Below are 20,662 nucleotides of genomic sequence, written 5' to 3' on the forward strand. Positions count from 1 at the left end.
TCTATTTAAGATCACTGTAAAGTGATACTAACTCGCTATGAGGTAAGTAATATCATGATAAAAAGTTTTAATATCTTTAAAGTAGGTTTTTGCTTATCAGTGCTTTTTTCCAGCACTGTAATTGCAAAAACTGAAACGATGACAAAAATTACTGCTGAGCACCCTCTTGCCCGAAATGTTATTGATCGGACCGGAACACCTCAGCAATATAAAAATTACGATAGTTACCAAAATCAAAAATTTAATCCTTTTTTAGATTTTGGTGCTTGGCATGGTTTCTTGCTACCTAATGATAAAAGCAGTTACGGCGCATTTACTGGCCCAATGATCATCGCGCAAGAGTACAGTTTATTTATTGCTAAACAGCTGGAAAAGCTGAGCATTATCGATAATAAAACACAAAAAAACATTAATTTATCAACAGCGCAGTTAGCAATCTATTCGCAGCCAGGTGCACTCATTCAACAGTATCAGTTACCACAGCTTGATCTTGCCCTCTCGTTACACTTTATTAGTAATAGGACGGCGCTAATCAGCACAAAAATTACTAACAAAACGAGCCAAGAACAATCACTACAACTTAGCTGGCAAGGCACTTTGCTTTCGCAATGGGATGATAGTCAAACGGTTAAAGCGGCTTTACCTGGTTGGTCAAGTAAAATTACAAGCCATGAGTATGGGCTAAATATTGATTTTGATGAAATAAGAGCAACATGGGACATACTTACCAGTGACAGTTCTCAATATCAAATTAGCCGTAGCCTAGCTAGTTCGACACAGATAGAACCAAAGCAACAAAATTATATTAGTACTGCCAACATAAAAGTTGCTCCAGATAGCGACATCGAACTATTTACCACGCAAAGTTATTTCCACAATAAAAATGAAGCCCACAATGAGCAGGCTCTTATTACTAATGCACTGACTGAGCCTTATAAGTACCTTCTAGCATCGACAAACAGGTGGCAAGCCTATTTAGATAATGGCGTTAACCTTAAAGACAAAACTGACAAACAAAAAGTAGTGGCCATTAAATCAATAGAAACCTTAATCGGTAATTGGCGTAGCGCTGCGGGTAATTTATTACATGACAGTGTCACCCCATCAGTAACCGCAAGATGGTTTAACGGCACTTGGGCTTGGGATACGTGGAAGCATGCCTATGCCATGGCCAGCTTTAGCCCCAACTTAGCGAAAAACAATATTCGAGCGATGTTTGATTATCAAATTCAAGCGAATGACTCACTAAGACCTGAAGATGAAGGCATGATCACAGACGCAGTCTTCTATAATAAAGATCAACCTCGTGGTGGAGATGGTGGTAATTGGAATGAGCGCAATAGCAAACCACCATTGGCGAGTTGGGCTATTTGGCAAGTGTATTTAAAAACTCAAGACATTAACTTTATCGCCGAAATGTTCCCAAGACTTGAGCAATATCATCGATGGTGGTACAGAAACCGTGATCATAATCAAAATGGTTTAGTAGAGTACGGTGCTACTAAACATAGATTTCATAATGATGAAAATGGCAATATCAGCTTTAAAGTACAATATCTGGATGATAAGAAATCCCAAACGGCTGGTTTAAGCAGTTGCAGCGTTAAAAATGATCACTGGTATCACTGCAATGGAATGGCATTATATCAACAAGTGCTGAGCCGTGGTGATTATGATGATATTGATATTGGCGCTCAGCATGGCGCTGCATGGGAATCAGGTATGGATAATGCTGCGCGCTTTGGCTTTATCACTCCAACACAGCTCAGTCATTATGCTAAGCAACATTACCAAGGTAACATTGAGCAAGCCCGCAAAGACTGGCAGGTGATGTTTTTCGAAAATAGAAATACTGCTGGCGAGCTAATAGGGTTTTCTATCAATCAAGAGTCGGTGGAGTTAAACACCTATTTAGCTCATGAAAAAAACCTGTTAGCTAATATGGCTGAATTACTACAGAAACCTGCTCTTGCCAAGAAATATAGACAAACAGCAAAAGTATTAGCGGCAAGAATTAACCAATGTTTTTACGATGATAAAACAGGCTTTTATTATGATCGAGCTATTATAGACCCGACTGCAAGCTCACAAAAAAGCTGTACTGGTAAACTACTGACCGAACGCGGCAGAGGCCCAGAAGGTTGGAGCCCATTATGGGCCAATATCGCAGATAAAGATAAAGCGGCGCGAGTTAAAGAGGTGATGCTGCAGGAAAGTGAATTCAACACTAAAGTGCCTTTAGGTACGGCGGCGTTATCTAATCCAGCTTATGATCAAGATATTTATTGGCGTGGTAGAGTCTGGCTTGACCAAGTCTATTTTGGTTTAATCGCCTTAAACAATTATGGCTATACGGTAGAAGCCAACGCTTTAGCAGCAAAACTGTTGACCAATGCGCAAGGTTTAAGTGAAAACAGTGCCATAAGAGAAAATTACAACCCTGAAACAGGCGCTGTACAAGGTGCAAGTAATTTCAGTTGGAGTGCTGCTCATTTATTGATGCTTTACAACGAAATTTTTACAGAAAATAAGAGCTAAATAGAAAGCGTTCAAAATTCTATGATTCACTGCTGTTGCTAGCTTTCACTCTGCCGATGTGAAAGCTAGAACAACATTAAGTTTAGTTAAAATAACAATAATTTTAGGCTCAGTTTTGACATTTATGTGTTGATATCGCGATCTATGGGGAATACCCACATTACATAGGCTATTTTTTGCCTAAAAAATGCAGTCCTGTAGATTCAACCTCAAACATAAATACACTATTTTAATAATATTAGTCCTTTTTGTTGTTAGCTTTATACAGTGCATAGTAATTTTTACACACCTCTCAAATAATCTCTTTGTAATAAAAACAAAACCCCTTGTATTACAGTGTATTAAAAATGGCCTTGTATTTGCTTCATATTATTTAAACAATGAGTAAAGTAGGAAATAAAATGAATATTTTTGAAGCACTACGCGCCGATCATGACATACAACGTAAGTTAGTAGATGCGCTTATTCAAACTCATGGTGATACAGATGAGCGTCAAAAATTAATGCTTGAACTAAAAACACAGCTAAAACAACACGCAAAATTTGAAGAGCGTTATTTTTATAACCCACTGATGTTTGAAGATCTAACCCATGAAAAAGCCCGCCATAGTGTGGCAGAACATCATGATATTGATGAATTAATTGAACAACTTGAAGAAACCGATAGGAGTTCACCAGCGTGGTTGGTTGCTGCTAAAAAACTCCATCATTTAGTGCATCATCACTTAGATGAAGAAGAGCACGAAGTATTTCAACTAGCCGGCAAAGCACTAACCGAAGGGCAAAAAGAAAGCTTAGCTGAGCACTATAACGATGCAATGCACTAACTGCTGCAGTAACTACTTTATACGCTATAACTTTGACACACTCCCTTGTGTACTATTTGGTTATAAGCCAAGCGGCTTATAACCAATTTTTTATATATTACTTTATAGTAAATTTTACGTCTTGGTCGCGCAGTAAATACAACGCAAAACACGCAGCCCACATTGGCCATGCAGTAAAGAATAATAAGTTGTTAAAGCCATCTATGTACTGGTTGTACGATGAAAGTGTAGACAAGCCATGCATTACAAAAATGATTCCGTAAGTAAGTCGCTTTTTAATACCCGCCAAAAATGCTAATACTAAAACTAATTGCAGCGCACCTAACACATACGCCACTATATCTGTTGACCCACTAATGCCATAAAACTTTTCAAAAATACCGGCGCTATGTGCCGGGTTCACAAATTTATCCAGCGTCCACATTATCATTACAATAAAAACACCCACACGCAGAGAGAGTAAAGACCACTGCAAACGGTTTCGTAGATCGGCACTGATTGGGTTTGTCATAAAACTTCCTTTAATAAAAATATTAATAAACTATTAAATTACCAAGACCGTATAACTTGGTTTTTATTTCAAAAAAGCATAATTATTTTTAATTACCCTTACCTACTTAGCTTATTAACAGTTAAAGCACGGCTTATTTTAAGTATTTAAACGCTGTACATAAAAGCTAATAAATATAATAGGTTAACTGCTGGCAAGTAGACTACAATTTAAAAATATGTTTAAAAGCAATTATTTATAATCTGTGTAATATCGTCACTCTATTGCTATTTTTTTACAAATGAAACGGCAATATTTTATTAGCACGCTTTAAACGCAGCTGTTTTGTTATGCCCTAAAAAATAAAAAGAATCGAAACTTTACTGAAAGTTATTTTTACACCTTTCGGTCTTTATCATCATCAACTATTAACAAGAAAGAGAAAGCCCTTGAAATACCAATACTTAGCCCTATCGTTAGCAAGCGTATTAAATACCCCACTGCTGGCGCAAGCTGCCCAAAGCTCAACAGTAACAACCAATAACACCATAGAGCACATTGAAGTAGCTGGCCAAGTTATTAAATCTCAAGGCCTTTCAGTTAAAGATGCCAGCATAGATGGCCCATTTGGCGACAACTTAGCACTAAAAGACATAGCACGTTCGGTAACGCCTATTTCGAGCGAGCTAATAGAGCAGCTTAACATTACCACGTTACAAGATGTGCTTGCAGTAAGCCCTAATACCTATTCAGCCAGTGGTTTTGGCGCGCCAAGTTTACCCACAATACGCGGCCAATTAGGTGAGCTTTTTCAAGATGGTACACGTCGTCAAGCGGGCAACAATGGCTTTGGTGTACCGTTATCGTTCAACGCTCTAGAACAAATAGATGTAGTAAAAGGTGCGCCACCGGTATTATTTGGCTCAAGCCAACGCAATGGTGGGTTTGTAAACTTACACTCTAAAAAAGCCGCTACAGACGAAAGTAAAGGTAAAGCAAGCTCATCGGCAGGACGATGGGATCAATATCGTGTACTGGTTGACTACAGCGCCCCCATAGTAAAAGACAAAGTAGGTTTTAGAGTTAGTGCAGAGCATATTGATAACGGCAGTTATTACGACTACTCTGGCACAAAAAGCGACAGCTTATTTGCAGCCCTGCGTGTATTTCCTGATGATAAAAGCAGCTGGGATCTTAATTTTGAATTATACCAAGTTGAATTTACCGATAACGCCGGTATTAACCGCCCTACTCAGGCGTTAATAGATGACGGACTGTATATTACCGGCCAAGGTGTGCAAGCAAATGGTAGCACTGTACCTTTAGCGGGTTCGATTATTTCGCCAACCGGGCAAGTTAAAATAGACCGTAGTACAGTACTGACCGATCCTGATAATCTAAACGAAGCCACTACTTACTTACTACACAGTATTTATAAACGTGAGCTTTCTAGTAACGCGTCAATTAAAAACATTTCCTACTTTCAGCATTTACAACGTGATGAAATTGCACAAAACAGCTTTGTTGAAATTATAGATGGTGCCGATACCGCGCAAAACCGTACCGAGCTTACCTACCTTTGGAATAGTAACCAGCAAACTATTTTTGCCTTTGATGTACGTTATAACCGCGTATTAGGTTACAGCCAATTTACCACCGAAGCCGACTTACCCATAGATTTAACTGGCCCACTTTCAAATAGGCGCATTCCTTTAACTGATGCACAACAAGCACGCTTTGTTGAACTTCGCCCAGGTGTATTTGTATCGCCGGGTGGTCAGTACGATATTAATAACGACGGCAGTGGCGACTTTAACTTATCAGACACCACAGACTCACGCTCATGGCAAACAGGGGTGGCTATTCAGCAAGATTCAGATTGGACTAGTAAGTTTCATACCAGTGTTGGCTACCGCGTTGATTTTTATGACGTACAAGCAAACGACCCAATAGCACCTGTAGGGCAAATTGCCGCCAGCGACAGTATTAACGACACTTTGCATTCAGGGCAAGTAAGTTTTAATTACCGACTAAGCGATGATTACACCACTTATGGCGCAGCAAGTTACAACGAAGCCACATCAAATAGCATGGCTGGCGGCACTACACTTGGCGGCGACAATACCATTAGTGCGCAAAATTTTGCCACCGAAAATACCCTAGTTGAGTTTGGTTTAAAATATGCACCAACCAATAGCGATTGGTACGCCGATGGCGCAATATTTAGCCAACGCCGTAGTTTACGTAACCGCGATGGCAGTAATACCGGTATTCGCACCACAGGTTTTGAAAGCCAAGTATTTTACGATGCCTACCCGTACTGGTTAAGCGCAGGTTATAGCTACATTGACGCCCGCTACGATAATTCTGCAAGTAGTCAAGATTCTGCCCAAGTAGCCGATGCATTTGACAACTCACGCCCTAATATTATTGCAGGCACCAGTGTGGGCGCTCCTAGTTTTACCGCATTTGCGCCTTCAAGTAGCCAAGTTCAAGGCATTCCAGAGCAGTCTTTTAGCTTTAACGGAAATTATTCAATTAATTCGAAATGGCAAACGGGTTTTTCAGGTCTATATACAAAGAGTTACCCATTAGACTTTTTGGCAACCGTACATATTCGCGATCAGTACACATTAAACGTAAATACTAGCTATGCTTTTACGCCTAGCACCAAGTTACGCTTAGATGTAAACAACGTTACCAATCAAAAAAATTGGCGCCCTGTATTTGAAGGCGGTTATTTTGGTGCAACCTTGGCTTTTCCTGAATTACCAATAAACGCCAAGCTGACGCTTACGCATAATTTTTAAAGGCAAGTTTGAAAGAGAGAGAACATGATTAAAAAAATACTTTTGTTATTGATTGCAGCGGTCGCCATCAGCCTGTTCTTTCATTTTGATTTGCACCAACTACTTACGCTTGAGGGCTTAAAAGGGTCGATGGATCAGTTTAGCCAATATAAAGCGCAATCTCCGCTATTAATCATTGGCGGATTCTTTTTATTGTATGTGGTGGTTACTGCATTGTCTTTACCGGGCGCGGCTATTTTAACACTGGCAGCGGGTGCTTTATTTGGCTTAGTTGAAGGCTTATTGGTTGCATCGTTTGCATCAACCATAGGTGCCACACTGGCCTTTTTAGTATCACGTTACTTATTGCGCGATACCATTAAAAAGCGCTTTCCTGAGCGTTTAGCAGCCATTGATGCAGGCGTTGAAAAAGAAGGCGGCTTTTACTTATTTACGTTGCGTTTAGTGCCGGTGTTTCCGTTCTTTTTAATCAACTTGTTAATGGGCGTAACAGCCATCAAGTCATGGACTTTTTACTGGGTAAGCCAAGTGGGTATGCTAGCCGGTACATTTGTATTTGTTAATGCCGGTACGCAGCTTGCTCAAATAGAGAGTTTATCGGGCATTTTATCGTTGGACTTAATTTTATCATTCGCTTTATTGGGCGTATTCCCATTTATTGCTAAAGGGATCTTAAACGTGTTTAAAAAACGTCGTGTATACAAAAACTATACTAAACCTAAAAGTTTCGACCGTAACATGATTGTTATTGGCGCGGGTGCTGGTGGTTTGGTAACAAGCTATATTGCCGCTGCTGTTAAAGCAAAAGTAACCCTTATTGAAGCGGGCGAAATGGGCGGCGACTGTTTAAACTACGGCTGTGTTCCCAGTAAAGCGATAATTAAAAGCGCTAAAATTGCAGAGCAAATTCGCCACGGTGAACACTACGGCCTAGAAAACATGACACCGCAGTTTTCGTTTAAAAAAGTAATGGCCCGTGTTCATAAAGTAATTGCCGATATAGCACCACACGACAGCGTAGAGCGCTACACTAATTTAGGCGTAGACGTAGTAAAAGGTTACGGTAAATTAATTGACCCGTGGACGGTAGAAATTAAACTCAACGATGGCGGCACACAAACATTAACGGCACGTACTATTGTAATTGCCACTGGCGCACGCCCATTTGTACCGCCACTACCCGGTATAGAAGAAACTGGTTATGTAACAAGCGATACCTTGTGGGATAAATTTGCAGCGCTTGACGAAGCACCTAAAAAGCTTGTAGTACTTGGTGGTGGCCCAATTGGTAGCGAATTAGCACAAAGCTTTGCCCGTTTAGGTTCAAGCGTTACGCAAATTGAAATGGCGGAGCGCATCATGATCAAAGAAGACGTTGAAGTGTCTACCTTTGCTCATGAAGCATTGAGCGAAAGCGGCGTTAACATTTTAACCTCGCATCAGGCATTACGCTGTGAAGCGCGCGACGGTAAAAAGTACATTATTGTTAAACGCCTTAACGAAGGCAATAATGAAGAAATTGCTATTGAATACGACGAACTGCTATGCGCTGTTGGCCGCAGTGCCCGCCTTAAAGGTTACGGTCTTGAAGAGCTAGGCATTGAAACAAACCGCACAGTAGTAACTAACGAATACCTAGAAACGCTATACCCTAATATTTTTGCCGCTGGCGATATTGTTGGCCCGTACCAGTTTACGCACGTAGCCGCTCATCAGGGTTGGTACGCAGCAGTAAACGGCTTATTTGGTAACCTTAAAAAGTTTAAAGTAGATTACCGCGTTATTCCATGGACCACCTTTATTGACCCAGAAGTGGCACGTGTGGGTTTAAACGAGCAAGATGCAATTGATAAAGGTATCGATTTTGAAATCACTCGTTTTGAGTTTGAAGAGCTAGACCGCGCAATTACCGACAGCGCCACAAAAGGCTTTATTAAAGTAATTACCCCTAAAGGCAAAGACAAAATACTCGGTGTAACTGTGGTCTCTGAACACGCTGGTGATTTAATTGCTGAATTTGTACTGGCCATGAAACACGGTTTAGGCCTTAATAAAATACTGGGCACTATACACAGCTACCCTACTTGGGCTGAAGGCAACAAATACGCTGCAGGCGAGTGGAAACGCGCCCATGCACCTGAAAAAGTACTTAACCTGCTCGAAAAATATCATACGTGGCGTCGAGGCTAATATGTTTAACACAACATTAAAGCCTTTATTATTAAGTGCGACATTACTTGCGACGGCGCTTATAACGTCGCTTTCAAGCCAAGCGCAAAGTACGACTAATAACCTGCACGATAGCTGGAATGCATTGCTAAATAAACATGTTGTCGCTATTAACCATAATCACAGCACAGAGGTTGATTACGCTGCAATACAAGGTGATCATACTCAGCTAAAAACGTATTTAGATTCGTTAAGTGCTGTAACACAAAACGAGTTTGACGCGTGGGAAAAGCCTAAGCAACTGGCGTTTTTAATTAATGCGTATAATGCATTTACCGTAGAGCTCATCGTTTCAAACCTTGGCAGTAAAGAGCCCCAAAACCTTAAATCAATAAAAGATTTAGGCAGCTTTTTTAGCTCACCGTGGAGTAAAGCGTTTGTGCCACTACTTGGTAAAACTCGCAGCCTTGATGACATAGAGCACGGTTTAATTCGTGGCAGCGGTAAATATAACGACCCACGTATTCATTTTGCTGTAAATTGTGCAAGTATTGGTTGCCCTGCGCTGCGCGGGGAGGCATTCACAGCTACTGAACTAGAGAGCCAATTGCAACAGCAAACGGTGCGTTTTTTATCTGATACAACACGTAATTTTGCGCAGGAAAATACGCTAAATATCTCCTCTATATTTAAATGGTACGGCGATGACTTTGAAAAAGGTTTTAGAGGTGCAGAGACGCTACAGCAGTTTTTACTGCAATATAGCGATGCACTTAAACTAGTACCCGCTCAGCAAAAAGCGCTTAGAAATAATGACATGAAAGTAAAATTTTTAGACTACAACTGGGATTTAAATGCACGCCAGTAAGTTTTGGCAAACAGCTACGCGTTACAGTGTTTACTGTGTCGCGTTTTGCGTTTGCCTAATAACAAGCTTAAGTACTTTTGCTAATAACAGCGCTCATAATATGAGTAAAGAACTACTCACTCGCTGGGAAAATATTGAAACGCTTGGTAATAACCAAAGCGTGTACTTTTATGCCTGGGGCGGCGACGCGCAAATAAATGCCTATATTCAATGGGCTGCCCAGCAAGTTAAAACTAAATATAATATTAACTTAGTGCATGTAAAGCTCAGCGACACCAGCGAAGCAGTAAGCCGAGTGTTGGCCGAAAAATCAGCACATAATAATGACCAAGGCAGTGTTGATCTGGTATGGATAAACGGCGCTAACTTTGCCACCATGAGCGAGCACGCATTGTTGTTAAAACAGTGGGCAAATAAACTGCCACATTTTGCATACACAGATCCCGCTAATAACCCTGCAGTTAATTTTGACTTTGGCATACCCACAAACGGTATGGAAGCACCGTGGGGGCAAGCATCGCTCACCTTTTATTACGACAGCATTGCAATAAATAAACAGGCAAACAACAAACTCCCTACTACATTAAACGAATTATTAAACTGGAGCGCACAAAACCCGGGGCGTTTTAGCTACCCAAAGCCGCCTGATTTTTTAGGGATGAGCTTTTTAAAATACGCCTTAGTAATACTGCATCAGCAAAGTAGTGAAAGCATTAAAGCGCAGTTAAACCAAGCGGCTACCGCTAACAACACAGCACAAGTGTTAACCCCACTGTGGGACTTTTTAAATAAGCTACACCCTACGCTTTGGCGTGGTGGCACTCACTTTATGCAAAGTGGCGCGCAAATGCGCCGTTTAGTAGACGATACCGAGCTAAGTATTGCCTTTACCTTTTCAGCACCCGAAGTGCCCGCAGCCGTTAAACGCTACGATTTACCAAAAAGCATTCGCAGCTATGCAATGGCTGATGGCAGTTTAAGTAATACCCACTTTGTGGCTATTCCTTACAATGCAAGCCACCCGCAAAGTGCGCAATTAGTCGCTAACTTTTTATTAAGCCCAGAGGCGCAAGCACAAAAGCAAAAAGCGCATATATGGGGCGATAAAAGCGTACTTATTCAATCAACGTTAACGCCTGAGCAACAAGCCTTGTTTAAAACAGCTAAACCGCACCCAAGCGCACTGCCTTTTAACAGTATTAAGCGCACATTGAGCGAGCCACACCCAAGCTGGGTAAATGCCATAATGCAAGGCTGGCAAACTCGCTATGGGGTAAGCCAATGAGTGTTGTTAGCAATAAAGTGGCGACAAGCCATGGGCCTCACGCCCGTAAAAGCCATGATATGTTTAGTAAAATAGTAAAATTAAGCCCACGCTTTTTACTCGTTTTACTTATTTTACCCGTACTTGGCGGCTTAATTAGTGTGTTACTACCCGCCTTTGGTTATGCCCCTGCACTTGATCAAACAACACTTGGCTTGCAAGGCTTTACCATGCTTTGGCAAACACCCGGCCTAATAAATATGGCTATGCTAAGTATTGGCACAGGTTTAATAAGTACCTTACTTGCTTTTATTATTACTTTGATGATTTTAGCCGCTTTTTTTAACAGCCCTTGGCTTAACCGCATTCAGCGTTTACTGAGCCCTATTTTAGTTATACCTCACGCTGCAGCGGCTATTGCGGTAGGTTTTTTAATTGCCCCTTCAGGCATGATTTCACGAATTATATCGCCTTGGTTAAGCGGGTGGGAACTTGCACCAAACGGCCTATTTCCGCATGACTCATTCGGCATTAGTATAATTTTAGGGTTAACGCTTAAAGAACTGCCATTTTTGTTATTAATGGCACTGGGCGTACTGGCGCAGCCTGAGCTTGGCAAAAAATTACGCCAGCAACATAAAGTTGCGCTTAATTTAGGTTACTGCCCCATGACCGCCTTTTTTAAAGTAATACTCCCTAGCCTTTACCCACTGCTGCGTTTACCTATTTTAGCTGTGCTCGCTTATGCCAGCGCCAGTGTAGAAATGCCACTTATTTTAGGCCCAAATACACCGCCAACATTAGCGGTAGCTATTATGCATTGGTTTAACGATGTCGATTTAAACTTACGTATTAAAGCCTCAGCCGGTGCTTTGCTACAACTGGCACTCACGGGTGGGTTACTTGCGCTTTGGCTTAGCGGCGAAAAAGCGATAAAGGTATTATTTAGCGATTCACTCACTAACGGGGTGCGCGAATACGGCGGATTTTATTGGCAAAAGCTAACGGTAATGCTCACCGTTTTAGTGATCGGTTTTATTTTACTCTCGCTAATTGCCCTTATTTTGTGGTCGGTTGCGGGCTTTTGGCGCTTTCCCAATGCACTCCCCGAGCAATTTACACTACTGCATTTTAACAGTGCATTAATGCAAATGAGCAACCCGCTTTTTAATACCCTAGCTATTGGTTTAGTCACAACGGTATTTGCCATTACGGTTACTTTATTGTGTTTAGAGTCGGAGCAGTTAAGCGACAAACCCATCTCTCGCTTTACCAGTTTAATTATTTACTTACCGCTATTAGTACCCAGTATTGCCTTTTTGTTTGGCCTAGTATGGATACAACAATGGGTAAATAACCAAGCCGCGTTTTTTAATGTGGTGTTTACCCATTTACTGTTTGTTTTGCCTTACGTATTTTTGTCACTCGCGAGCAGTTATAGGCGGTTAGACTCTCGCTTTGCGCGCGTTGCAGCAAGTTTGGGCGCAGCGCCTAGCAAAGTGTTTTTTAAGGTGAAATTACCGCAGTTATTTGCACCTATTTTAATTGCAGCCGCATTGGGGTTAGCGATCAGTTTTGGCCAATACTTACCAACTCTTTTAGCCGGTGGCGGGCGTATAGCCACCATAACAACCGAAGCCGTTACCCTGGCAAATGGCGCAAGTAGGCGCACCAGTGCCGTATACGCTATTATGCAAATGGCACTCCCGCTTATTGGATTTATACTGGCATGGGTTTTACCTAAGTACTTTTTTAAAAGTGCACGAGTGTAAAGCTCCCACAGTAAACAGTATTGAGTTAAAGGTTTTTTAATGCAGTCATCTTTACAGATTAAAAATTGTCAGCTTTATCGCCAAAATGAGCGACTACTTAGCTTAAACGAGCAAGTTAATGGCGGTGAAATTCTAACGATTATGGGCCCATCGGGCAGCGGTAAATCAAGCTTGTTAAACTGGCTTACAGGCACTTTACCCAGTGGTTTTAAAGCCACTGGGGAGGTGTGGCTTAACGGTAAAAATATAAATGATTTACCCACGCATTTACGCCATATTGGCGTACTGTATCAAGACGCTTTATTGTTTTCGCACTTAAGTGTGGCGGGTAATATTGCTTTTGCTATGCCCAAAGGGGATAAAAAACAACGCATTGAAAAAATAGCACACGCACTTGAGCAAGTCGGTTTAAAAGGAATGGCCAATCGCCATCCCGATAGCTTGTCGGGCGGCCAACAAGCACGCGTTGCGCTATTACGACTGTTATTAAGTGAGCCAAAAGCTATTTTACTCGATGAGCCTTTTAGTAAGCTCGACACGCAACTGCGCGTTGATACCCGTGAACTGGTGTTTAGCCAAATACGCCAACATAAACTGCCTGCCATTATGGTAACGCACGATCATAGCGATTACGACGCTGCAAACGGTAAACTTTTCACCTTAAATACTGTACTTTAAGCGCACAAGGCACCCTATGTTAGATAAATTTATCACCCCTGTAATAAAACCACTGTTAAAGCCTGTGGTAATGCTGATACATAAATGCGGCATAACACCCGATCAGCTAACAGTATTTGGCTTTTTAATTGGCTTGCTCGCTGTGCCATTACTTGCTTTTGAAATGTGGTACGGCGCATTAGCTGCCATTGCTTTAAATCGCATTTTAGATGGGCTTGACGGCGCACTAGCACGCCATGCTAATTTAAGTTCAAGCGCCGGCGGCTTTTTAGATATTACACTCGACTTTTTATTTTACGCGGCCATTCCGCTTGGCTTTATTTTGGCAAACCCCGAACAAAACGCCATTGCAGGCGCAATATTACTCGCTGCATTTATTGGCACGGGTTCAAGCTTTTTAGCCTTTGCCATAGCCGCTGAAAAGTTTAAACTCGAAAAGCCGCAATTTAAATACAAAAGCTTTTATTACTTAAATGGCTTAACCGAAGGCACAGAAACAATAGCGCTATTTATAGCCTTTTGTATTTGGCCGCAGCACTTTGCCCTCCTCGCAGGCATATTTGCTTTTGCCTGTGCCATTACCATATTTACCCGTATACATGGCGGCTACCACACACTTAAACAGCAAGAAGCCAATGAGGTTATAAATAATAATGACTAACGAAGTTTGGTGGCGACTCGGTTGCTTTTTTAGCATTTTAGTCATAATGATGCTGCTTGAATGGCGACAGCCCGCAAGGCAATCGCCCATTAAAAGCAGCACTCGCTGGTTTGCAAATTTTGGCTTAGTGTTTGCCTCATCTATCATTGCGCGCTTAGCCGTACCTATTGGTTTAACCGCAGTAGCACTTTACAATCAAGAGCATAGCATTGGCTTATTTAACCAACTAGCTATGCCTAGCATAATAGCCATAGTGCTAAGCCTTATACTGCTCGATATACTCATTTATTGGCAGCACAGGTTGTTTCATAAAGTGCCACTTTTATGGCGTTTGCACCGCGTACACCACGCCGATGCACATGTAGATACCAGTACCGGCCTGCGCTTTCACCCCATCGAAATTGTGCTTAGCATAGTTATAAAACTCATTGCAGTTACTGCACTTGGCGTACCCGCCATTGCCGTACTTATATTTGAAATCGCGTTAAATGGACTCGCCTTGTTTAACCATGCAAACATACGCCTACCAAACGCCATTGAAAAGCCACTGCGCCTTATATTAATGACGCAAATACTGCACCGCATTCACCACAGTAAAGTAGTGAGTGAAACAAACTCAAATTATGGCTTTAGCGTTATTTGGTGGGACAAACTTTTTGGCAGCTATAAAAGTGAGGCCAAAAAAGCCGACGCAGAAATAGATATTGGTTTGGTTGAATACCCAAGTGCTAAGCAAAACGCCTCGCTTTGGGGGTTACTCATCATGCCGTTTAAAAACAAGTAAAAACAAGTAAAAACAACTATATTGCCATCACACAATACCAATCTACTTAAAAGCCCTTTGATGTAGAATGAGCAGGCTTTTCTATTCGTTATTCGTTGTGGGCTAAAGCGTATTATGAGCAACAAAAAGCCAAGGGTAAGCCGCACAACTGCATTATTAGATCACTGGCATTTAAATGGATAAGGATTATATTTAGGTGTTGGAAAACGAATACACCCTACGATGAATCAACTTACTTAACCACATTGAAAAGTAAGGGATCACCGCTGTTAAAATTTGCGGTGGAAAGTGAGCTTTAGTGCTTGCTGTCCATCTCAGGGCGTGTTGTTAAGTTTACATTACATCTTCACGTGTTACATAAGCTATGTTTTTATTTGGTACAACATCTAATGTATTTGGTACTTTCCGGTACTCTCTTTCTGGGAAGTGCCAAATATTTATATCTGAATTAGGATAAGTATCATAATGCAGTGCATCCCAACCTAGGCATTGTGAAATTTTAGAAATAGCTAAAACTTTTCCTTTATGGATTTTAGCCTCAGGATTTAAAAACAAATTATGAGAAGAGTTAATTGCACCCGTAAATAAGTCGGCGACTTGTATTAATAATTCAGATTTTGAATCACATTTTTTAACTTCAGCAATAGCCCCGAGTTTATCTCTAAGAGTATGATTACCTATAATTTCTACAACTTCAGCACGTTTACTATATGAGTCAGATTTATCATCAATTTTGGCGCTAATATTGGATTTAAGAATTCTAGCGCAATAAGACATGAGCATTGTATAAGACTTATAGAATGCAACCTCCTCATTTGCTTGCCAATTATAATAGTGTTGTTTCCATGAAACTTTACAGATAAAGCTCACGGGAGAATTAGATATAAGTTGAGTTAGATCGATTAAGAAATTGATCATTCCGTAACTATTATTAACCCGTGACCATTTTAACTCTCTATTGCTAGGCAAGTTATGCTTTTTGATAAGTTGATAAATTTCTTGTTCAAACTCCTCCAAGTAATCGTTTGGTACAAGTAAACAACCAATTGTAAAACACTTATCTATAGCAGATATTCCACTTTCATCTGCGAATAATGAATATTCCACCGAACCTCCTTGTAAACTTAACGCCCGTATTAACAGGCTAAAAATAGTTGGTTAACCTAAGCGACGCAGGAGCAAAAACCAACTGTTTTTTGTCCTTGTTGAATCGTGTTGTTATAACCCGCTTTCACCTAAACTAAATCTTAAAGAATTTATTTGTTTCAGATAATTCTAATACAACAGATTCTTTCTTAAATACATCAAACTCTTCATTTGTTAACTTGTCACTTAAAACAGCTACGATATATTGTCCATTGCTTCTATTGGCATTTTGGAATATATCAAAAACCTGATTTACATCAACATCTTCTATGCTGTCATGAATTACAAATGTTGGTCGCTTTAACCTTTTTTCATTTACGAAATTTATATATGCTAAATCAAATGCACTAAGTTCGCCTTTCTTTTTTCCGCCTGTAGAATTTGGCGATATACAAGCGATGTCAAACTCACACTTTTCTTTATCAAGATTAAAATTTAAATCAAAAATATATCTTTCATTATAAAATGATTTACTTAGATCACCGAAATATTGATTAAACAGCTCAGTGTTACTATCGAGCTCAACAGTATTACTATTAATTTTATCAACTACCTTAGATTTAGTATCTTCTAGAAGCTCAATTGCTTCTTTGGTGTCCTCTATTTTTTTTAACAGAGCACTTGTACTTGCTATATTCTCTCTGATAGATGATAGGTCGTTATACATTCGTCCAATTGATTTTAAAGTGTCTGGTTCATTTATATTTTTAAACACACTAGCTTCTTTTTCTTGCATATTATTTATATCAAGGCGGACACTAGCAGAGGTAGATTCGACACTATATAACTCAGTTTCTATCAATTTAACTTTATTTGCTAAAACTTTATTATGGAAAACAACAAGCTCACCATAAGATCTTTTTAACTCACCACTTATCGCAATCCCAGCTTCTGCATAGATATCTGATAGTTCTCTTCCATTAACATTAGTTGCACTACTTTTAAGGTTTTCAATAGATTTATTTAGGTAATTTATTTTATTCTCTAACTTCGAATAAGATAAAGTCAGATCAGATATTTCACTTTGCACTCTGACAAGCTCTTTGACGTTAGTCTCCTGATTATCCTTAAAATCAAACTCTGATATTCTTTGCTTTAAAAGTTCAGCCTCTGCTTCGAGAGGTTTAATCATTTTGACAAGAGAAGTTTCTTTATGAGGCTTTCTGTATGCAGCTAAATGCTTTTTTTTAGTTGATACCTGATTATTAATTGATGCTTTTTCTTTTAGTAGCTCTAGCCCCGTAAATCCGAAAAGAAAAAGATACACTTGATCATATAAATCTGGTTTAGAATTTATATGTAAAAACCTTGTGGTGTTTTGCATTTTCTCGTTTGTATTACGTATAAATTTATGGCTTAAATTTCGTACAGATGGTTTGTCACTTTGTTGCCCAAATATTTGTGTTGATACAAGCTCTTTATATTTTTTACTATCTACACTTTCACGATTAATATAATAAAAAGCTTCTTTTGTATTCGTTTTCAAATCCCTTGAAATGATATAAGGCTTATTATCAAAACCGAAAAACTCTAGCTCTACCAGAATTTCATTAGTATCTAAGAAATTAGTAACTTCAGGAATAGTCTTCTTAAACTCTGGCTCAGTGTAAATATCTTCACCGGAAGAAAGAAACAGGTAATCTATTAATCTTGATGGTGTTGACTTACCAACACTATTACCACTCTTTGCGCTCTTAGAGTCGGAGTTTAATATTAAATTCAGCCCCTTTTTGAACTGAATGCTTCTTAGTAGCTCTTTGTTTTTAAATACATTTAATTTATTAAGTTGCATATACTAAAAATCCATTTTCGTTAAGGTCTAAGGCACCGATAATGTAAAGCCAGTCTAAAGAGAAAGTGAATACTTCATATGACATATCTAGCTTATCTTTTATTGCTGAATACAGTTCTTCAATTCCTATTTCGGTAAAGTCTATTGACGACAATTCATTTAAGATTGAAGCACCAATATAAATTGGATTTAACATTGGGTCAGAATCAATTGTGATCATTAGGATTTTCCAAAACAATACATTCTATTATTGAGTAGCTTGTAATAAGAGCTATTCCAAAATTTATATCTTCATCATAGTAACCTGCTTGAAGGTCTGAAGAACCTCTTACAAACTCACTAGACAATGACATAACCCTTTGAACTATATTGTCAGACTGTGCTTTTAACTTTGTTAAATCGAAAGGCTTAGAGCTGATGCCAAAATCAGAAAGAGCATTTCTGTAAAACATCTTCATTTGTCGCTTTAACTTTGTGCTACCGTTGTTAATAAGTTGGTTTAGTTGAGTTATAGAGCTATCGATTAACACAGAGTTATCAACATACTCATCGACTAACCAACGGTGAGTAACTAAATCATTAAAATCTATTTTGATTTCAATTTCAGCAGGGTCACGACTTAAGTTGCATGATTCGGTATTTGAAGTGGCAATTATTTCAACCAACTTACCTAATATACTGGATCGAGCAACTCTGTTTTCATTATTGATATTTACAGGGCCGAAATTATCTTTAAAGGTGACTCCTTTACTCATATCAACCTCGATTATCTATAGTTACTGAACCTGAATTATCTTGAAAGTATTGTGATTTTTCACCCTGATTTATTTCATTATGATTCTCTGTTTTATCTATAGATAGCCTTAAATCATTGTTCTCTTGACTTATAGTTGTAATCTGTAAATTAAGGTTTTTTATAGTTTTCAGAGCTTTTTCTTTAGCTAAGGCTTGGTAAATCGCAATAATTGCAGCGATTAATGATAAGGTATATCCAATAGTTCCGACAATTGGGTTTGATAAGAATATTGTTAACTCATCCATGCTTTTTTGAATCTCCATTTTTATTTAATTCCCCAAATCAAAAAGGGTTATAACGCTTTGCTAATGGGCTAAAACGGTTGGACAGATTTTTGCGGTTCTTTACAAAAAGCGGGCAAACTGTTTTAGTCCTGTTAAGCAACTTGATACTCATTGAGCCTCCTCCCCAGCATCGCGATTATTCGCTACGCTGAAAAGGCAACCAACCTTACAGGAGAAAGCTCAATGAACTTTTACAATAACATGCATCCATATTATTGCGGAATCGATTTACACGCGCGATTACTTTACGTCTGTATCATTGATAATACAGGACTTATCCTTGTTCACAAGAAAATTAAAAATGCCCCTGAAGCGCTACTAAAACTACTTAAACCGTATATCGGTGATATTGTGGTTGGCGTAGAATGCATGCACTGTTGGTATTGGGTCGCTGATTTTTGCAAAGAACACACTATCGACTTTATTCTCGGTCATGCCCTATACATGAAGGCAATTCATGGCGGTAAAGCCAAAAACGATAAAATTGATTCGTATAAAATTGCTAAACTCATCCGTGGCGGTAACTTCCCGCTTGCTTATGTCTATGACAAAGATATGCGTGCAACGCGCGACTTATTACGTCGCAGAACTAAAATAGTCCGTCATGGCGCTGATTTAAAAGCCCATGTCGCCAATACTGCCAGTCAGTACAATTTACCTGCCCACAATGTCAATTTAAAGAACGTCTGCGACAGAGAAAAGATGCGCTATTACTTTCCTGATCCCGTTGTTCAACGCTCTATTAATTTAAACATGGCCATACTCGATTGCTATCACAAAGAGCTTAAACCTTTAGAGCATTATATTGAGTAAATGGCTAAGCAGCATAATCCTGTACACCTTAATATTTTGCAAACAATTAATGGTATAGGCCGCATTCTAGCACTCACCATTATTTACGAAATTGGTGACATTAATCGCTTTTCTAGCGTACAAAAGTTCGCTTCATACAGTCGGTTAGTCAAGTGCAAAGCAGAGTCTGCCGGAAAAATCTATGGCACCCAAGGTAACAAAATTGGCAATGCACATCTCAAATGGGCTTTCTCCGAAGCCGCTGTATTACTGCTGCGCCACAATCACAACGCCAACAAATACCTTGAAAAACTACAAAAGCGAATGAGCAAAGCCAAAGCACTGTTAGCGCTTGCACATAAGCTGGGGCGCTGTGTTTATTATATGCTTAAAAAAGAGACGGTATTCGATGAAGCAAAATTCTTAAAGAGTTAGTCACGGTACTGAGTGAGCTGAACATCTAACTGGATATAAGGCTGAACATCAATCAATTGGGTGAGTTAATAACCAACAAGGTTTAACCTGATTATATGCCTACAGATCTAAGCCACTTGTCTTGATTAGACGCTCAGTACGCATGCATTAATACAATAAACAAAGTCGCTTACACCTGACTTGAGCCTGAAACTAACTGGATCACAATGATGAAGCCAGCTGCCTTGAATAGTGCCATGATTAGGTTAACCGATGAATGTCTAGTGCCCCAGCAACCCCAAAAGGATATGGGAAAAACCTGGCTGCGATGAGATCGCAATAAGAGAGCCTCTATATGTGTTTGCCGTAAGCTACCTGCTTAACAGCCGTATCGACAGACGAAGTAAACGAATTTGTTTATTGGTTTAGAATTGACCGTCAATTTATAAAAACGGTCAAAAAGAACACTAATGCCTATTGACAGAGTTAAGGCTCATATGTGTTAGGCAATTATTCATATGACTTATCGATAACATTGTTTTCCATTCCTGGATCGATGTCCTCGTAATACCATCCA

The 20,662-nt window shown here is 39.7% G+C and carries 16 protein-coding genes and 2 pseudogenes; 12 read left to right on the forward strand and 6 right to left on the reverse strand.

The genetic code is table 11. The annotated features are described in order from the left end of the window. Positions 1-54: 54 nt before the first annotated feature. Together ygjK and AAEY55_RS14185 are read left to right on the forward strand one after the other, a co-directional pair. Positions 55-2,538 (forward strand): alpha-glucosidase, encoded by a 2,484-nt coding sequence (gene ygjK / locus AAEY55_RS14180; protein WP_182683711.1) that lies wholly within the window; start codon positions 55-57, stop codon positions 2,536-2,538. Between the two features lie 401 nt (positions 2,539-2,939). Continuing rightward, positions 2,940-3,365 carry a hemerythrin domain-containing protein gene (locus tag AAEY55_RS14185; RefSeq protein ID WP_011329866.1) on the forward strand — a complete coding sequence of 142 codons (426 nt, stop codon included), beginning with the start codon at positions 2,940-2,942 and terminating at the stop codon, positions 3,363-3,365. Between the two features lie 97 nt (positions 3,366-3,462). Here the strand turns inward: AAEY55_RS14185 and AAEY55_RS14190 are convergent, their stop codons facing one another. Next, complete coding sequence (locus AAEY55_RS14190; protein WP_350551846.1) at positions 3,463-3,876, reverse strand: hypothetical protein; 414 nt, start codon at positions 3,874-3,876, stop codon at positions 3,463-3,465. A gap of 428 nt (positions 3,877-4,304) precedes the next feature. Here AAEY55_RS14190 and AAEY55_RS14195 point away from each other — a divergent pair, with 428 nt between their 5' ends. The 9 genes and pseudogenes from AAEY55_RS14195 to AAEY55_RS18775 all read left to right on the forward strand — a co-directional run. After that, the gene (locus AAEY55_RS14195) at positions 4,305-6,665 is read left to right on the forward strand and encodes a TonB-dependent receptor domain-containing protein (protein ID WP_350551850.1); all 2,361 of its coding nucleotides are present in this window, start codon (positions 4,305-4,307) and stop codon (positions 6,663-6,665) included. A 24-nt stretch (positions 6,666-6,689) separates the two neighbouring features. Then, positions 6,690-8,855, forward strand: a complete 2,166-nt coding sequence (locus tag AAEY55_RS14200) for an FAD-dependent oxidoreductase (RefSeq protein ID WP_350551853.1) — start codon at positions 6,690-6,692, stop codon at positions 8,853-8,855. Position 8,856: 1 nt separating this feature from the next. After that, complete coding sequence (locus AAEY55_RS14205; RefSeq protein WP_089369155.1) at positions 8,857-9,702, forward strand: DUF547 domain-containing protein; 846 nt, start codon at positions 8,857-8,859, stop codon at positions 9,700-9,702. Continuing rightward, a complete protein-coding gene (locus AAEY55_RS14210; protein WP_350551855.1) occupies positions 9,689-10,987 on the forward strand; it encodes an ABC transporter substrate-binding protein in 1,299 nt (432 codons plus the stop codon). The genes AAEY55_RS14205 and AAEY55_RS14210 overlap by 14 nt, the downstream gene beginning before the upstream one ends. Next, a complete protein-coding gene (locus AAEY55_RS14215; RefSeq protein ID WP_350551858.1) occupies positions 10,984-12,738 on the forward strand; it encodes an ABC transporter permease subunit in 1,755 nt (584 codons plus the stop codon). Before AAEY55_RS14210 ends, AAEY55_RS14215 begins: the two co-directional genes overlap by 4 nt. A 39-nt stretch (positions 12,739-12,777) precedes the next feature. Further along, entirely contained in the window at positions 12,778-13,416 is a 639-nt protein-coding gene (locus AAEY55_RS14220) for an ATP-binding cassette domain-containing protein (protein WP_208835075.1), read from the forward strand. A 16-nt stretch (positions 13,417-13,432) separates the two neighbouring features. Further along, positions 13,433-14,077: a CDP-alcohol phosphatidyltransferase family protein gene (locus AAEY55_RS14225; protein WP_011329858.1), complete on the forward strand. Its 645-nt coding sequence runs from the start codon at positions 13,433-13,435 to the stop codon at positions 14,075-14,077. Continuing rightward, positions 14,070-14,861 (forward strand): sterol desaturase family protein, encoded by a 792-nt coding sequence (locus tag AAEY55_RS14230; protein ID WP_350551861.1) that lies wholly within the window; start codon positions 14,070-14,072, stop codon positions 14,859-14,861. The genes AAEY55_RS14225 and AAEY55_RS14230 overlap by 8 nt, the downstream gene beginning before the upstream one ends. A gap of 80 nt (positions 14,862-14,941) precedes the next feature. Further along, positions 14,942-15,160, forward strand: a pseudogene (locus AAEY55_RS18775) (IS110 family transposase); the annotation flags it as partial. A gap of 34 nt (positions 15,161-15,194) precedes the next feature. Here AAEY55_RS18775 and AAEY55_RS14235 read toward each other — a convergent pair. The 5 genes from AAEY55_RS14235 to AAEY55_RS14255 form a co-directional block, all read right to left on the reverse strand. Beyond that, a complete protein-coding gene (locus tag AAEY55_RS14235) occupies positions 15,195-15,968 on the reverse strand; it encodes a DUF3800 domain-containing protein (protein ID WP_350551864.1) in 774 nt (257 codons plus the stop codon). 133 nt (positions 15,969-16,101) lie between these two features. Continuing rightward, positions 16,102-17,799 (reverse strand): DUF2326 domain-containing protein, encoded by a 1,698-nt coding sequence (locus tag AAEY55_RS14240; RefSeq protein WP_350551867.1) that lies wholly within the window; start codon positions 17,797-17,799, stop codon positions 16,102-16,104. Further along, complete coding sequence (locus tag AAEY55_RS14245; protein ID WP_350551870.1) at positions 17,789-18,019, reverse strand: ABC-three component system middle component 6; 231 nt, start codon at positions 18,017-18,019, stop codon at positions 17,789-17,791. The genes AAEY55_RS14240 and AAEY55_RS14245 overlap by 11 nt, the downstream gene beginning before the upstream one ends. After that, positions 18,006-18,554, reverse strand: a complete 549-nt coding sequence (locus AAEY55_RS14250) for a hypothetical protein (RefSeq protein WP_350551873.1) — start codon at positions 18,552-18,554, stop codon at positions 18,006-18,008. Before AAEY55_RS14250 ends, AAEY55_RS14245 begins: the two co-directional genes overlap by 14 nt. A gap of 1 nt (position 18,555) precedes the next feature. Continuing rightward, on the reverse strand, positions 18,556-18,840 hold the full coding sequence (locus tag AAEY55_RS14255) for a hypothetical protein (protein ID WP_350551876.1): 285 nt from the start codon (positions 18,838-18,840) through the stop codon (positions 18,556-18,558). A gap of 222 nt (positions 18,841-19,062) precedes the next feature. On the opposite strand from AAEY55_RS14255, the pseudogene AAEY55_RS14260 reads away from it, so the two are divergent. Continuing rightward, positions 19,063-20,106, forward strand: a pseudogene (locus AAEY55_RS14260) (IS110 family transposase). Positions 20,107-20,662 lie beyond the last annotated feature (556 nt).

Origin of the sequence: Pseudoalteromonas sp. 120-MNA-CIBAN-0494, from assembly GCF_040308885.1 — a bacterium.
Taxonomy (GTDB): domain Bacteria; phylum Pseudomonadota; class Gammaproteobacteria; order Enterobacterales; family Alteromonadaceae; genus Pseudoalteromonas; species Pseudoalteromonas nigrifaciens.

Coding starts and splice junctions, on each gene's coding strand:
- ygjK (WP_182683711.1), top strand. CDS start 55: ATGATAAAAAGTTTTAATATCTTTAAAGTAGGTTTTTGCTTATCAGTG.
- AAEY55_RS14185 (WP_011329866.1), top strand. CDS start 2,940: ATGAATATTTTTGAAGCACTACGCGCCGATCATGACATACAACGTAAG.
- AAEY55_RS14190 (WP_350551846.1), bottom strand. CDS start 3,876: ATGACAAACCCAATCAGTGCCGATCTACGAAACCGTTTGCAGTGGTCT.
- AAEY55_RS14200 (WP_350551853.1), top strand. CDS start 6,690: ATGATTAAAAAAATACTTTTGTTATTGATTGCAGCGGTCGCCATCAGC.
- AAEY55_RS14205 (WP_089369155.1), top strand. CDS start 8,857: ATGTTTAACACAACATTAAAGCCTTTATTATTAAGTGCGACATTACTT.
- AAEY55_RS14210 (WP_350551855.1), top strand. CDS start 9,689: ATGCACGCCAGTAAGTTTTGGCAAACAGCTACGCGTTACAGTGTTTAC.
- AAEY55_RS14215 (WP_350551858.1), top strand. CDS start 10,984: ATGAGTGTTGTTAGCAATAAAGTGGCGACAAGCCATGGGCCTCACGCC.
- AAEY55_RS14220 (WP_208835075.1), top strand. CDS start 12,778: ATGCAGTCATCTTTACAGATTAAAAATTGTCAGCTTTATCGCCAAAAT.
- AAEY55_RS14225 (WP_011329858.1), top strand. CDS start 13,433: ATGTTAGATAAATTTATCACCCCTGTAATAAAACCACTGTTAAAGCCT.
- AAEY55_RS14230 (WP_350551861.1), top strand. CDS start 14,070: ATGACTAACGAAGTTTGGTGGCGACTCGGTTGCTTTTTTAGCATTTTA.
- AAEY55_RS14240 (WP_350551867.1), bottom strand. CDS start 17,799: ATGCAACTTAATAAATTAAATGTATTTAAAAACAAAGAGCTACTAAGA.
- AAEY55_RS14245 (WP_350551870.1), bottom strand. CDS start 18,019: ATGATCACAATTGATTCTGACCCAATGTTAAATCCAATTTATATTGGT.
- AAEY55_RS14250 (WP_350551873.1), bottom strand. CDS start 18,554: ATGAGTAAAGGAGTCACCTTTAAAGATAATTTCGGCCCTGTAAATATC.
- AAEY55_RS14255 (WP_350551876.1), bottom strand. CDS start 18,840: ATGGATGAGTTAACAATATTCTTATCAAACCCAATTGTCGGAACTATT.